Annotated in this window: 13 protein-coding genes; 6 read left to right on the top strand and 7 right to left on the bottom strand. The window is 64.7% G+C overall.

Annotation, left to right across the window (positions count from 1 at the left end):
- Positions 1 to 136 precede the first annotated feature (136 nt).
- On the bottom strand, positions 137 to 643 hold the full coding sequence (locus U5A89_RS21190; protein ID WP_338162941.1) for a MarR family transcriptional regulator: 507 nt from the start codon (positions 641 to 643) through the stop codon (positions 137 to 139).
- Between the two features lie 383 nt (positions 644 to 1,026).
- Here U5A89_RS21190 and U5A89_RS21195 point away from each other — a divergent pair, with 383 nt between their 5' ends.
- From U5A89_RS21195 to U5A89_RS21205, 3 genes are read left to right on the top strand one after another with little or no spacing between them, the layout of a single operon-like run.
- A complete protein-coding gene (locus U5A89_RS21195; RefSeq protein ID WP_338162942.1) occupies positions 1,027 to 2,478 on the top strand; it encodes an NAD-dependent succinate-semialdehyde dehydrogenase in 1,452 nt (483 codons plus the stop codon).
- A 10-nt stretch (positions 2,479 to 2,488) separates the two neighbouring features.
- Positions 2,489 to 3,559: an amidohydrolase family protein gene (locus U5A89_RS21200; RefSeq protein ID WP_338162943.1), complete on the top strand. Its 1,071-nt coding sequence runs from the start codon at positions 2,489 to 2,491 to the stop codon at positions 3,557 to 3,559.
- On the top strand, positions 3,556 to 5,205 hold the full coding sequence (locus U5A89_RS21205) for a GMC family oxidoreductase (RefSeq protein WP_338162944.1): 1,650 nt from the start codon (positions 3,556 to 3,558) through the stop codon (positions 5,203 to 5,205). Before U5A89_RS21200 ends, U5A89_RS21205 begins: the two co-directional genes overlap by 4 nt.
- Positions 5,206 to 5,322: 117 nt before the next feature.
- On the opposite strand, the gene U5A89_RS21210 is transcribed toward U5A89_RS21205, so the two are convergent.
- From U5A89_RS21210 to U5A89_RS21220, 3 genes are all read right to left on the bottom strand, one after another.
- Complete coding sequence (locus U5A89_RS21210; protein WP_338162945.1) at positions 5,323 to 6,822, bottom strand: aldehyde dehydrogenase family protein; 1,500 nt, start codon at positions 6,820 to 6,822, stop codon at positions 5,323 to 5,325.
- Positions 6,823 to 6,829: 7 nt separating this feature from the next.
- Positions 6,830 to 7,000: a hypothetical protein gene (locus U5A89_RS21215; protein WP_338162946.1), complete on the bottom strand. Its 171-nt coding sequence runs from the start codon at positions 6,998 to 7,000 to the stop codon at positions 6,830 to 6,832.
- A gap of 78 nt (positions 7,001 to 7,078) precedes the next feature.
- Positions 7,079 to 7,654, bottom strand: a complete 576-nt coding sequence (locus U5A89_RS21220; RefSeq protein ID WP_338162947.1) for a TetR/AcrR family transcriptional regulator C-terminal domain-containing protein — start codon at positions 7,652 to 7,654, stop codon at positions 7,079 to 7,081.
- A gap of 191 nt (positions 7,655 to 7,845) precedes the next feature.
- On the opposite strand from U5A89_RS21220, the gene U5A89_RS21225 reads away from it, so the two are divergent.
- From U5A89_RS21225 to U5A89_RS21235, 3 genes are all read left to right on the top strand, one after another.
- Positions 7,846 to 8,319, top strand: coding sequence for a DUF3237 domain-containing protein (locus tag U5A89_RS21225; RefSeq protein WP_338162948.1), 474 nt, complete (start codon positions 7,846 to 7,848; stop codon positions 8,317 to 8,319).
- Positions 8,320 to 8,328: 9 nt separating this feature from the next.
- Entirely contained in the window at positions 8,329 to 9,966 is a 1,638-nt protein-coding gene (locus tag U5A89_RS21230; RefSeq protein ID WP_338162949.1) for a GMC family oxidoreductase, read from the top strand.
- A gap of 64 nt (positions 9,967 to 10,030) precedes the next feature.
- Complete coding sequence (locus U5A89_RS21235; protein ID WP_338162950.1) at positions 10,031 to 11,086, top strand: aromatic ring-hydroxylating dioxygenase subunit alpha; 1,056 nt, start codon at positions 10,031 to 10,033, stop codon at positions 11,084 to 11,086.
- Positions 11,087 to 11,308: 222 nt separating this feature from the next.
- On the opposite strand, the gene U5A89_RS21240 is transcribed toward U5A89_RS21235, so the two are convergent.
- From U5A89_RS21240 to U5A89_RS21250, 3 genes are all read right to left on the bottom strand, one after another.
- Positions 11,309 to 12,757 (bottom strand): lignostilbene-alpha,beta-dioxygenase NOV2, encoded by a 1,449-nt coding sequence (locus U5A89_RS21240; protein WP_338162951.1) that lies wholly within the window; start codon positions 12,755 to 12,757, stop codon positions 11,309 to 11,311.
- 46 nt (positions 12,758 to 12,803) lie between these two features.
- Positions 12,804 to 13,292 (bottom strand): DUF3237 domain-containing protein, encoded by a 489-nt coding sequence (locus U5A89_RS21245; protein ID WP_338162952.1) that lies wholly within the window; start codon positions 13,290 to 13,292, stop codon positions 12,804 to 12,806.
- A gap of 206 nt (positions 13,293 to 13,498) precedes the next feature.
- Positions 13,499 to 13,804: a hypothetical protein gene (locus U5A89_RS21250; protein ID WP_338162953.1), complete on the bottom strand. Its 306-nt coding sequence runs from the start codon at positions 13,802 to 13,804 to the stop codon at positions 13,499 to 13,501.
- Positions 13,805 to 14,018: the final 214 nt, after the last annotated feature.

The raw sequence follows: 14,018 nt of genomic DNA on the forward strand, positions 1-14,018 counted from the left end.
ACTGTCAGGTGTGGCGTCGTCCGAGAAACGCCGGACGAGTTCCGCATTCATTCCCAGCGCGTCGCCGCAAGGGCTGCGCCTCGCGCGCGCTCCTATGGCGCCGACCTGTTGCAGCCCTGATCGCCGACACAGCCGGTCATCGGACGGCCTCCTCCGTCATCGCCAGCAGGTCGGCCGCCAGCTTGCGCAGCAATTCGTCCAGCAGCTCGCTTTCCTCCGCCGTCAGCGACTGCATCACGCGCGCATGGAATGCCGTGCGATGCGCCATCAACGGGCCATAGACGCCCTCGCCCGCAGGCGTGATGAACATGATGGGCGCCCGGCGATCGGCCGGATTGTCGCGCCGCCCGACCAGCCCCTGCTTCTCCAGCGAGGTGGCCGCCCGGCTCACCTCCGCCCGATCGACCCACGCTTTCATCGCGATCTGGCGCACGGTCAGCCCTTTGGGCGCCAGCGCCAGACGGCTGAGCACGCGCCATTCGGCGATCGGCAGGTTGGTAATGGCGGACAGTTCGCGGATGGTCAGCCGGTCCATGACCTTGGCGACCAGCGACATGCGAAAGGAAGGAAAATCCAGCCCGTCCAGTTTCCAGCCGTCCAGCCGCTCCTGATCCATGGCGGGTTCCTTATCGTCGGCGCTCAAACGGCTCTCCACTCTGGCACATGGGCACGAGGACGAAGTCGCTATCGCCTGTCGCGCGCGCGCCTCTCTCTTCGCTGATCTACACGCAATCGGGCGGCGGTCAAACGGCGTCGGCCAGCCCGGGACCGGCATCGGCGATCGCCCGGCCGAAGCAAAATCTGCTGCCGTGATTCCTCAATGATCTTGTGCGGCTGATATTGTTGAGCTATCAACGTCTTTGCCGCCGCGATAGACGGCGAGGAAGTAAGGGGCAGCCATGTCATCGTCGGGTCGCACGTGCAGGCGCGCCGGATCGATAGCGATATTTCATGAGCATTTCGCCCTGCACAGCAGCGGATATCCTGCGGCGCCTTCCGCGTGACCCATCTATTCAAGGACGTTCAATGACCGATCTGGCTGGCCAGGACATTGCCTATCCTGCGCTGAAATTGCACATTGACGGGCAATGGCTGGACGCAGGCGCGCGTTGCACTCATCGCGTCGTCAATCCGGCGACGGGCGACACGCTGGGCGAATTGCCGCTGGCCGACACCGCCGACCTGGACCGGGCGCTGGCCGCCTCCGAAGCGGGCTTTCGCCAGTGGAAACATTCGACGGGGGCCGAACGCGCCAAGGTGCTGAGCGGCGCTGCCCGCCTGTTGCGCGAACGTACCGATCAGATCGCCGTCAACGCGACGCGGGAGGAAGGCAAGACGCTGCTGGAAACCCGGATAGAGGTGCAGGTCGTCGCCAGCCTGTTCGATTTCTACGCCGGCGAAGCGCAGCGCCTCTACGGGCGGCTGCTCGTCCGCCCGACCGGCCAGCGATCGATGGTGATGAAGGTGCCGGTGGGACCGGTCGCCGCCTTCGCCCCCTGGAACTTCCCGATCGGCAATCCCGGTCGCAAGCTGGGCGCACCGATCGCGGCGGGTTGTTCGGTAATCCTGAAACCGGCCGAGGAAACCCCGGCATCGGCCATGGCGATCCTGCAGTCGCTGCTCGATGCGGGCCTGCCGCCGGGCGTGGCGCAACTGGTGTTCGGTATCCCTGACGTCGTGTCCCGCCACCTGCTCGCCAGCCCGATTCCGCGCAAGGTCAGCTTCACCGGCTCCACGGCGGTGGGCAAGCATCTGATGCGCCTTGCCGCCGACACGATGAAGGTCACGACGATGGAATTAGGCGGCCATGCGCCCGTCATCATCTTCGACGACGCGGATATCGACCGGGCGGTCGACATCCTCGCCACCGCCAAGTTCCGCAATGCCGGGCAAGTGTGCGTGTCGCCGACCCGCTTCTATGTGCAGGATGCGATCCACGACCGCTTCGTCGCCGCCCTGTCCGAACGGATCGGCCGGATCAGCGTCGGCAACGGGCTGGCGGCGGGGAGCGCCATGGGACCGATGGCCAACCCCCGCCGCCCCGATGCGATTGAGGCGATGGTCGCCGATGCCCTGCGCCATGGCGCGCGGACGATGACCGGGGGCGAACGGCTGGACCAGGCCGGTTTTTTCTTCCAGCCCACCGTCCTGGCCGATGTGCCCGCCGATGCGCGGATCATGAACGAAGAGCCGTTCGGCCCCGTCATCGTCACCGCCCGCTTCTCGACCTTTGACGAGGTGGTGGAGCAGGCGAACCGTCTGCCCTTTGGCCTCGCCGCCTTCGCCTTCACGGAAAATGGGCGGCAGGCAAACCTGATCGCCGATGCGCTGGACAGCGGCATGGTCGGCATCAACACGACGATGATCGCTGCCGCCGACAGCCCGTTCCAGGGGGTCAAGGAAAGCGGCCACGGCTCCGAAGACGGGCCGGAAGGGGTCGCCGCCTGCCTCGTCACCAAAGCCATCCATCAAGCGTGAAAGCGATATCATGACCGAAACCACGGCAACCCCAAAAAACGGCGGCGCGCAGGGCTATCTACGCATCGCGACCGAAGAAGCCTTTTCCACGCCCGAACTTACCGCCGCCTTCCGCGACGAACTGGATGCGCCCGATGTCGATCCCGGCTTCCAGAGCCTGATCGGCTTCTACCTCGATCACCCCGCGCCGCGCCCGCAATATATCGCGCAAAAGCTGCTGGAACTGGGCGACGAGCGGATCGCGGAGATGGACGCGCGCGGCATCGACCGGCAGGTATTGGCGCTGACCGCGCCCGCCACCAACGCGCTGCGCGATCCCGACCGGGCGACCATGGTCGCGGAAACGGCTAACGATCGGCTCTACGACGCCATCCAAAAATATCCCGACCGGCTGAGCGGCATGGCCGCCTGCGCCCCGCAAGACCCCAGGCGCGCGGCGAAGGAGATAGAGCGCGCGGTGACGAAGCTGGGCCTCAACGCCGTCATCATCAACAGCCATATATTGGGCGAATATCTCGACAATCCCAAATTCGCCGAAGTGCTCGAAGCGGCCGAGGCGATGGACGCGCCCATCTACATCCACCCCAACACGCCGCCCGCCGCCATGATCGGCCCCATGCTGGAGGCGGGCCTGGACGGCGCGATCTTCGGTTTCGGCGTCGAAACCGGGATGCACGCCCTGCGCATCATCACGTCGGGCGTGCTGGATCGCTATCCCAAATTGCAGATCGTCATCGGCCATATGGGCGAAGCGCTGCCCTACTGGATGTACCGGCTCGACTTCATGCATCGCGCCGGCGTCAGCACCGGACGCTACGAAAGCATGAAGCCGCTCAAGAAGGAAAAAGTCTCCAACTATCTCAAGGAGAATTTTCACATCACCAATAGCGGCGTCGCCTGGGAACCGGCGATCAAGTTCGCGCAAAGCGTGATCGGCGAAGACCGCGTGCTTTATGCCATGGACTTCCCCTATCAATGCCCGGTCGAGGAAGTGGTCGCGCTCGACAATATGGACATGCCGCTCGCCACCAAGAAGAAATTCTTCCAGACCAATGCCGAGGCGCTGTTCAAGATCACATGAGCCAAGCCCAGACATTCGACTATGTGATCGTAGGAGCGGGATCGGCGGGCTGCGTGCTTGCCGCCCGCCTCAGCGAAGATCCCGCCAACCGCGTCCTTTTGATCGAGGCAGGCGGCGATCATCGCAAATTCCTGCTGACCATGCCGTTGGGCTTCATGCGCGCGCTATTCCAGCCGCGCTTCACCTGGGGCTTCTGGTCGGAACCGGAACCGCATATGGACGGTCGCAAACTGCCCCTGCCGCGCGGGCGAGTGCTGGGCGGATCGTCATCGATCAACGGCATGTTCTACATGCGTGGCCACAGCCGGGACTATGACATTTGGCGGCAGATGGGCTGCGAAGGGTGGAGCTACGCCGATGTCCTGCCCTATTTCAAGCGGATGGAAACAAGCTGGCGTGGCGCCGGTCCCTATCATGGCGACCAGGGACCGCTGAGCGTCGTACCGGTCGAAACCGCGCACCGGCTGCATGAGCCTCTGATGGCGACGGCCAGGGCGGCGGGCTTCGCCACGACCGACAATATCAATGGCCCGGTCGAGGAAGGCTTCGCGCGCGGCGAACTCACCATCGACGCCCAGGGCCGCCGTGCGAGCACCGCGCGGGCCTATCTGCAACCCGCCTTGGCGCGCTCGAACCTCACCGTCGTGACCGGCGCCCTGACCCGCCGCGTCCTGCTGGACGGCAAGCGTGCCACCGGCGTGGAATATGACCGGGACGGCGTTCGCACCATCGTCCAGGCTAAGCGCGAAGTGATCCTGTCCGGCGGCGCTTATAATTCGCCGCAACTGCTCATGCTGTCGGGTATCGGCCCGGCGGACGAATTGCGCGCCCACGGCATCACGGTGGCGCATGACCTGCCCGGCGTCGGTCGCAACCTCTCCGAACACCCCCGCGTGCCGGTGCATTTCACATTGAAGAAGCGCATCAGCTTCCTCAACCAACTTCGCGGCGACAAAGTCGCCCTTTCGGTCGCGCGCTGGTGGCTGACGGGGAAGGGGGCTTTCTCCAATCAGGTGAACAGCGCCAATCCGATCCTGAAAACCCGCCCCGATCTCGACCAGCCGGACATCCAGCTTTGGTGCAATCCGGTTCGCATGGACGCGCAAATCTGGTTCCCCGGCTACCGCAAGCGGCAGGAGGATCAGGTGACGGCGGACGTCATCCTGCTCCATCCCAACAGCCGCGGCCATGTGCGGCTGAAATCCGCCGATCCGGCCGACTATCCCGCGATTACGCTCAACAATTTCGCCGATCCCGCCGACCTGCGCACCGCGCGCGACGGCATCCGCATCGCCCGCCGCATCTACGCCACCCAGCCGCAGGCGGACCTGATCGGCAGCGAATTGCTGCCCGGTGCGGACAGGCAGAGCGACGAAGCGCTCGATGCGCATATCCGCGCAACTGCCGGGGTCACCCAGCATCCGGTCGGCACCTGTTCCATGGGCCATAGCGTGATGAGCGTGGTCGATCCGTACCTGCGGGTCCATGGCATCACCGGCCTGCGCGTGGTCGATGCGTCGATCATGCCCACGGTCCCGGGCGGCAACACCAACGCGCCGACCATCATGGTCGCGGAAAAAGCCGCCGACATGATCCTGGGCAAGACGCCCCCGCCGCAGGAAGACCCCCGGACGCACTCACCTTAATCCGTTCGCTTCGAGCGCAGTCGAGAAGCCTATAGCGCAGCGTCCGTGTTCAGCTTGGCTGAACTCGGCTTGGCCTCGTTTCTCGACTTCGCTCAACCCTTACTCAGCACAAGCCCATCAAAGCCCGATCGTCACCGCCTTCAACTCGGTATAGGCCTCCACCCCCGCACGGCCATTTTCGCGGCCCCAGCCCGACTGTTTGAACCCGCCCAGCGGCATCGCCGGATCGACGCCAAAGCCGCCATTGATCCGCACCGTCCCCGCCTTGATCCGCTTGGCCAGGCGCAGGGCGTTGGACAGATTCTGCGTCCAGATGCCCGACGACAGGCCATAGTCGGTGGCGTTGGCCGACTGCGCGATCCGCTCGATATCCTCATCGCCAAAGCGCATCGCGCACAGCACCGGTCCGAAAATCTCCTCCTGCACCACCTTCATGTCCGGCTGCGTCTGCGTCAGCACGGTGGGCTGGACGAAATAGCCATCGCCATCGATCGCCGCACCGCCCATGCTGACGGTCGCCCCTTGCGCCGCCCCGCTGCCGACATAATCGAGCACGCGATCGCGCTGCCTGGCACTGACCAGCGGCCCCATCTCCATCCCCGGCGTCAAGCCCGATCCGACCTTCAGCGTGCGGGCGCGCTGGGCAATGGCCTCCACCACCTGATCGAAATGCTTTTCATGCACATAAAGGCGCGACCCCGCCGCGCAGACCTGGCCCGCATTGCCGAATATGCCCATGGCGGCGGCCGGTATCGCCTTGCCCAGATCGGCATCGTCGAAGATGAAGGTCGGCGACTTGCCGCCCAGTTCCAGCGTCACGCGCTTCAAATTGCCGGTGGATGCCCGGACGATCCCCTTGCCCACCATGGTCGATCCCGTAAAGCTGACCTTGTCCACGCCCGCATGATCGACCAGCGCCGCCCCGGCGGTCGCGCCATAGCCGGTCACGATATTCACGACGCCCTCGGGGAACCCCGCCTGCGCGATCAAGTCGCCCAGCTTGGCGGCGGTCAGCGGCGTCTGTTCGGCCGGTTTCAGCACCACCGTGCACCCCGCCGCCAGCGCGGGCGCGATCTTCGCCACCGCCATGACGAAGGGGAAGTTCCACGGCACGATCGCGCCCACCACGCCGATCGGTTCGCGCAGCGACATGGCCTGCCATTCGCCGGGCCAGGACAGGTCCATCGTCTCGCCCGTGATCTTCGTCGCCCAGCCCGCATTGTAACGCAATTGGTCGGCCGCCCCCATGACTCCGGCGAATTTCGCCATCATGAACGGCATCCCATTGTCCAGCGTCTCGGTCAGCGCGATGACCTCGCCCTGCGCTTCGATCAAATCGGCCAGTTTCATGAGCAGGCGAGCACGCTGGTTGGGCGGGGTCGCCGCCCATCGGTCGAACGCCCGCCGCGCCGCCATCACCGCGCGGTCGATATCCTCCGCGCCGCCGCTCGCGACAAGCGCGAAATTCCCGCCGGTCGCCGGATTCTCGACATCGAACGTCTCACCCGACGCCGCATCGACAAAGGCGCCGTCGATGAACAACTGGCGCGGCTTGGCGGCCAGATCGGCCTCCAGCGCGGCAAGCGTGTCGGGCGAAAAGGGGGAGGGCGCGTTCATGACAGGGTCAACCTTTGGCACGGGTGGAACGGATCTCGGTGAACAGGCCGTTCGCACCTCCCATGAAGATGTCCAGCCCATCGATGAACATGACCGGCGTGCAGATCGCCAGCATCATGATGTGCACGCCCCGCGCCCTCTGCGCGCCGATAAAGATCTGGATCGGGAAAGATGTCACGGCGTCGCTCCCCAGGGACAAGCGGATTTCTGACGACCGCTCTTCTGGTTGTTGAGTAATCAACAAATTAGCGACATGTCAATCCGTCGTGCGGCCGTCCACGCGATAGCCGCGCACCAGCGCCTGCAACCCGATCTCGAAGCTCGCGTCGAAATCCATCATATCGTCCAGGAAATCATGCATCGGCCCATTGTTCGCAAAGGCCGACCAGCCCAGCACCAGCGAAATGACCGACGCCTGGACATGCAGCGCATCGGCGCGGGCCAGTCCCAGCAGGGTCAGCGGCCGGGCGATCGCCTCCGCCCGTTCGTCCGTACTGCGCGCATCCTGGGGGCGGCCATTGGCGCAGATGCGCGCGCCGTCGCGATGCGCGGTCATCGCCCGCCGCAACGACCGGCCAAAGGCGATCAGCCATCCGCGCCAGTCCGAACATGGCCTGATCGCGCCCAGAGCCTCGCCATAGATGCGGTGCGACATCAGGCCGATCAACTCGGCCTTGTCACCGATATGCCAGTAGAGCGCGGGCGCCTGTACCGCCAATCGATCGGCTAGGCGACGCATCGACAAGCCGTCCAGGCCTGCCTCCGCCACCACGGCGAACGCCGCCGCCACCACGGCATCGCGATCCAGTCCGGTTTCGGTGCGACGGCCCATGGCATCGGCCATGTCGGGACCGGCGGCCCAAGTCAATCGCCCGCTGTCGCCGACCGGACGGCATCAAGACCACCACTACCCAAACCGTACGCCCGCCATACAAATATCTTGTTGATTGATCAATTATATCCTAGCCTCGTCCCATAGAAACGCAAAAAGCGCCGCGCCATGGCGGCCGGAAGAGGATGGGAATGTTCGATCCCCTGGACGTCGCCCTCGAACATATGTTCGATATCCATGTCGATTTCACCGCCGATCGCTGCATCTTCGGCCCGCTGCCCGGCGGCCATAGCCAGGGCTACACCCCGACCAGCGGCGGCCGCATCTATGGTCCGCGCCTCAACGGTATCGTCGTGCCGAACAGCGGCGCGGATTTCGCGACCGTGCGGCCGGACGGGGTGATCGAAATCAATTCCCACTATCTGCTCGAAACCGACGACGGCACGAAAATCTATATCAACAATCGCGGCTATCTTGTCTCGGCCAGGCCTGGCACCGCGCGCCTGTCCAACGGCACGCCGCAGCCCGACTATTTCCGCTTCACCCCGACCTTCAAAGTGCCCGAAGGGCCGCATGACTGGCTGGCGCGCTCGGTCCTGATCGGCGCGGGCGAGCGGCGCTCGAACCCCGACCATTCGATTTTTCGCTTCTATCTCGCCCGCTGAAGGCCGCCCATGTCCCGCTTCGATTATATCATCGTCGGCGCCGGTTCGGCCGGTTGCGTCCTCGCCCATCGCCTGAGCGCCGATCCCCATGTCTCCGTCCTGCTGCTGGAGGCGGGCGGGCGCGACAGCCAGTTTTTCTATCGGCTGGCCCTGGGCTTCCACAGCTGGCGCTATCCCCATACCAGTTGGGCCTATCAAACCGAACCGGAGCCGCATCTCAATGATCGCCGCGTGCTGTTGCCGCGCGGCAAGGTGCTGGGCGGCTCCTCCACGATCAACGGCATGCTCTATTCGCGCGGCCATCCCGCCGATTACGACACTTGGCGGCAGATGGGATGCGAAGGCTGGGGCTATGCCGACCTTTTGCCCTATTTCAAACGATCCGAAACCAACTGGCGCGGCGAAGGCCCCTATCATGGCGGGTCCGGTCCGTTGCAGGTCAGCCGCATCGACACCCGGAAACTGCTGACCGACCCGGTGATGCAGGCGGCGGAACGACTGGGCTATCCGATCACGGACGATCATCACGGCCAGTTGCACGAAGGCTTCGGCCCCGGCGACACCACCACCACGGCGCGGGGCCGCCGGTCCAGCGTCGCGCGCGCCTATCTCCGCCCGATCCGCCGCCGTAAAAACCTCACCATAGCGACCAGCGCCTATGCAACCAAGCTATTGATCGAAGACGGCGTGGCGAAGGGGGTCGCCTACACCCAGAACGGCAAGCCCCAGACCGCCCACGCCGCCCGCGAAGTGGTGCTGGCCGGCGGCGTCTATAACTCGCCGCAATTGCTGATGCTCTCGGGCATCGGCCCGGCGGATCATCTGCGCGAAATGGGGATCGAACCGGTCCTCGACCTGCCCGGCGTCGGCCGCAACCTGTCGGAACATGCGGGCTATTGGCTGGAATATGACACGAAGGAGCCGGTGACGCTGCTCAACGAACTGCGGCTGGATAAACTCGCTGTCTCGCTCGCCAACTGGGCGCTCTTCGGCAAGGGCATCCTCGCCTCCCAGTCCAACAGCGCCCATGCGGAAATCCGATCGCTGCCGGGGCTGGAGCAGCCCGACCTGCAAATCTATTTCAACCCGGTGCGCATCGACGCCAAACCGTGGGTGCCGGGCATCGGCAAGCGGCAGGAGCATCGTGTCTCGGCCGTCGTCTGCCTGTTGCGCCCCGACAGCCGCGGCTGGATGGAATTGCGATCGGCCGATCCGGCGGACAAGCCGCGCATCACACTCAACCTCATGTCCACCCGCCGCGATGTCGATACGCTGGTGCGCGGCGTGAAGATCGTGCGCGAACTCTACGCCACGCAGCCGCTCGCCGGACTGATCGCGAATGAACTCATGCCCGGTCCCGCCGTGCAGACCGACGCGCAGATAGAAGCGTGGCTGCGGTCGATCCTGATCACCACCCATCATTCGGTCGGCACCTGCTCCATGGGCGTGGGATCGCACGCCGTGGTCGATCCGCAACTGCGCGTGCGCGGCATCGACCGGCTGCGCGTGGTCGATGCGTCGATCATGCCCACCGTGCCGGGCGGCAACACCAACGCCCCGTCGATCATGGTGGGCGAAAAGGGCGCAGACCTCATCCTCGGTCGCCGTCTGCCGCCCGCCGACATCCCCGATTTCCGCACCCGCTGATTGACAATTTAACGGTGTTAAGTAAGCTGGCCGACAGGAGAGCAGCCACAAGGATATCCGCACCATGACCTATGTCCGCAACGCCTGGTATGTCGCGTCCTGGACGCAGGATCTGGAACCTGAAAAGCCGGTCGCGACATCGATCCTTGGCGAACCCATCGTCCTGCTGCGCACCGCCACCGGCCGTATCGTCGCGCTGGAGGATCGCTGCGTCCATCGCCTGGCGCCGCTGTCGCTGGGCCGTTGCGAGGGCGAAAATCTGCGCTGCCTATATCATGGCCTGCTGTTCGATCCGGCGGGCAGGGTGGTCGAAATTCCGGGGCAGGACATGATCCCGGCGCAAGCGCGGGTGCGATCCTACCCGGTCGAGGATCGGCATAGCTGGATCTGGGTCTGGATGGGCGACCCGGCCAGAGCCGACCCAGCGCTGATCCCGCCCGCCGTGGGTTTTGACGATCCGCACTATATATTGGGGCGCGGCCAGCTCGACTATGCGGCCGAAGCCCGGCTGATCAACGATAATCTCCTTGATTTCAGCCATCTCTCCTATGTCCATGCCAACAGCTTCGGCGCGACCGAAGACTGGGCGAAAAACCGCCCGCAGGTAATTCCGCTGGACCGTGGCGTGCGCGTGCAGCGTTGGCTGACCGCCCAACCGGGCATGAAAAGCCGCCCGGGCGCGGACGAACCGCGCGATCGGTTCTCGACCTACGATTTCCTCATCCCCGGCGTGCTGCTGATGACCGGCGGCAGCTTCCCGATCGGCACGGCGGACGCCTTGGGCCACGCGCCGCCCGATCTGGCGCAGGCGGAATCGGGCGTCACCTTTACCAGCCAGGCGGTCACGCCCATGGCAGATGGCAAGGCCCGCTATTTCTTCTCCTGGGGACCGCACCGGGACCATGGCGACGCGGCATTGCGCGACATCCTCATGACCATCGCCGATCAAGCCTTTGCCGAAGACCGCACGATCATCGAAGCGCAGCAGCGCGTGATCGACGGCACCGCCGATCCGCGCATCATGCCCACGACCGCGGACAAGGCGGTGATCCTCTTCTCCCGCTTGGTCGATAAACTCGCCCGCGCCGAAAGCGGGGAAGGCGAACGCACCGCCGCCTGACCCGCCCGTCACCACCTTTGCCGTTTTCGTCCATCCTGCCTGGACGATGGAAGACAGCACAAAGAAATGACGTCTGCCTATCCAGACCTCCATGCCGACGCGGCATCGCCGCCCGGTTGCGTCGCCATCATGACGTTCCCCGGCGGAGGCCGAGGTCCAGGGTTTCTCGGCGAAGCATCTGATGCCGCTGAACCCCGGCCTCCGCCAGGGAACAGCGCACTCTCACCCCGCCACCATCTCCTCCGCCACCCAGCTTCCATGCACCTGATTGCGCAATCGCATCGGCACATGAATCCGTGCGATCGGTCCCTTTTCCGGATGCTCCGCCTCCAGCAGATGCACTTGCGACAACTGGCTGTCATGCTGGTCCACCACGAACAACAGCCAGCCCTCATGCCCCGCCTGCTTCGACGCGATATGGACATGTTCCTGCAAGGTCGTCTGCGGCCCTGCGTTATAGGCGCGCCGCTCGCCCGTCTTCACGTTCAACCGATAGAGCGTATTGAACCCGACCCCGACCGGCCCGGCCGCCAGCGGCGGGCCGTTGCCGGGGTCGAAGCCCTGATAATAGCTGATCTCATAATCCTTCATATGGTCCTTGTCCGCCACCCGCGGAAAGTCGCCCGGCGGCGCGATCGGCCGCTCGCTCCATGTGTTTGCCTGGCCCGCCAGGTCGAATGTCCAGCGCACCACCCCGTTGCGCGCGCCGCCCAATCGCGGCTCCAGTCCCGAATCCCGCTGCATGAAGGGGAAGGGCACCATCTCGCTCAGCCCGAAATCGACATGGACGACCTCGCCTTCGCTAAACGCATTCATGAAGTGGAAGGACACCGCCGGCGGTCCCCGGAACCAGCGGATATCCTCCACCTTCCCCTCGCGCGGCATGATGCCGATCACGGTTTCCTCGTCCGGGTTCCACACCCAATGCGGCCCGCCCGCCTTCAATCGATCGAGGTCGGCGGTGACGGGAAAGAAGGGAAAGATCACATGGCTTTTGGTCACGGCAAAATCATGCACCATCCCGACATAGGGCGCTTCGAACCATTGTTCGCTGATCAGCTCGCCCGACGGATCGACGATCCCATAGGCAAAATCGCGGGTCGCCAGCCCCCCGGCCTCATAGCCGAACATATACATATAGCCGGTATCGGTATCGATCCGCACATGCGCGGTGACGGTCTGGCTGCGCAACTTGCCGCCGAAATCATATTCGCCGATCGTCGCCAGCGTGTCGGGGTCCAGCTCCATCGGCCGCCCGTCTTCTTTCGTCGCCAGCAAACGGCCCGCGTGAAAGATCGGCGTCGTATTGGCCGCGCTGCGCCCCGGCGCATGGCGCACGCTGGCATCGTCGGTATAGGGATTGCGATAGCGCCCATAAAGCGATCGCCGCGCCTTACGGTCGTTCTTCAATCGCTCGGTCATCACATAGCGGCTCTTATAATCGACATGCCCATCCTCGATCAGGAACATGCTGATCATGCCGTCGCCCGACAAATAGGTGTCGTCCCCCTGCATCGGCGGATATTGCGGATCGGGTGTCGCGCGATACCAGCGCCCGGCGATCTCCGCCGGAATCTCCCCCTCCACGACCAGGTCGTAAATATCCGCCTCGATGCGGGAAGGGGCGTTATAGCCGGTAAAGTCCATCGTCTGGGGGAAGGGCGTCGTCATGTCGGGCGGTCCTGCGATAGGGGCATGAAGGGATCGGCGCGCGCGCCTACAGCAGCATGAAATAATGGATGCGGTTGGCGCTGGGCACCTTCTCGGCCACGCCGACGAAGATATGCTTCGCCATCCAGTCATGCGGCCCTTCGGGTACGTCGAACTTGGGCGACACGCGCATATAATAGTCGTCATGGCCCACCGGTTCGTTGCGCGCCATCTTCTCCATCGCCTCCCCTTCGGCCCAGCGATAGCCGCGGCTTTGCAGATAGATCGGCGTCCCATCATCCGCCTCCAGCATATAGCGCGCATCGAAATCGATCACGCCATTGGGCCGCACCAGTGGAAAGTCGCCGCCGCTCATCGGGATCACCCGCCCCTTGATGCGCGGCCCCTCGAACGTCCCCTGCGCCGCCCACACCGCCGCGCGGGTCGTGCCCATGCTCGACGGCTTCAGGAAGATGGCGGGCGTCAGGTCGATGCTGACGGTAAAGGCGAATGTGAAGCGGGGCGCAAAGGGATGGGGCGGGGCGGTGTCGGTCAAAATCTCTCTCCTGTGATGGCGGCCTTCAGGCCGTACCGGTTCAAAAACCGCGGATGACGCCCGCCCGTCATGGCGCGCCATCCATCAGTAACACCGGCTTGATCGCCCGGCCGTGATGGATGTCGTCAAAGCCCGCTGCGATGTCGGCGAGGGATGGAAGCGCAGCAACCGGTCGAACGGGAAGCGGCCCTGCCGCAAATGGTCGATCAGCATCCGGATGAACTGGCGTCGTCGGCATCCGTCGCGATCGCATCCGCCCGTTTGGCGACTCCGCCTAGCCAGCACTGCATGACGCCAATGCGCGCCGCCATCGGCATCGCGGCCCAGGCCGCCTGGTCGGCCCGCAACCGCGCTGCCCCGACCACGACATCGTCCGCGCCTGCGACATCGATGCTGAACGCGACCGCGCCGATCCGCGGATCGCGCGCTGGCAGGATGCGGCCGCCGTCCGTCTGCGCCGGGATCGTCCGGTCCGACGCCGCAGGGGACGCCTGTGTCGGGGCGGCCGCCATATCGCTCTCCATGCAACTTGACCGCATCGGGCCAATTCGTCCCATATCATTCTATTTTATCATTGATAAGTCAAGAACATTGCGCGGCCGAGAAACCGCGTTTAACTGTCCAACTCCCTGTCTCACGCCGGCGTCGGCGCGCCGGTCAATCCGCGTCGGGATCGCGGAAATTCAGCCGCCGCGTCACCGTATAATCCAGCACGCCGACCAGCAG

The sequence above is a fragment of the Sphingobium sp. HWE2-09 genome (assembly GCF_035989265.1).
Classification (GTDB): Bacteria; Pseudomonadota; Alphaproteobacteria; order Sphingomonadales; family Sphingomonadaceae; genus Sphingobium.

Bases quoted from the DNA above. Each gene is read 5' to 3' on its own strand.
- U5A89_RS21195 (WP_338162942.1), top strand. From the start codon at position 1,027: ATGACCGATCTGGCTGGCCAGGACATTGCCTATCCTGCGCTGAAATTG.
- U5A89_RS21200 (WP_338162943.1), top strand. From the start codon at position 2,489: ATGACCGAAACCACGGCAACCCCAAAAAACGGCGGCGCGCAGGGCTAT.
- U5A89_RS21205 (WP_338162944.1), top strand. From the start codon at position 3,556: ATGAGCCAAGCCCAGACATTCGACTATGTGATCGTAGGAGCGGGATCG.
- U5A89_RS21210 (WP_338162945.1), bottom strand. From the start codon at position 6,822: ATGAACGCGCCCTCCCCCTTTTCGCCCGACACGCTTGCCGCGCTGGAG.
- U5A89_RS21220 (WP_338162947.1), bottom strand. From the start codon at position 7,654: ATGGGCCGTCGCACCGAAACCGGACTGGATCGCGATGCCGTGGTGGCG.
- U5A89_RS21225 (WP_338162948.1), top strand. From the start codon at position 7,846: ATGTTCGATCCCCTGGACGTCGCCCTCGAACATATGTTCGATATCCAT.
- U5A89_RS21230 (WP_338162949.1), top strand. From the start codon at position 8,329: ATGTCCCGCTTCGATTATATCATCGTCGGCGCCGGTTCGGCCGGTTGC.
- U5A89_RS21235 (WP_338162950.1), top strand. From the start codon at position 10,031: ATGACCTATGTCCGCAACGCCTGGTATGTCGCGTCCTGGACGCAGGAT.
- U5A89_RS21240 (WP_338162951.1), bottom strand. From the start codon at position 12,757: ATGACGACGCCCTTCCCCCAGACGATGGACTTTACCGGCTATAACGCC.
- U5A89_RS21250 (WP_338162953.1), bottom strand. From the start codon at position 13,804: ATGGCGGCCGCCCCGACACAGGCGTCCCCTGCGGCGTCGGACCGGACG.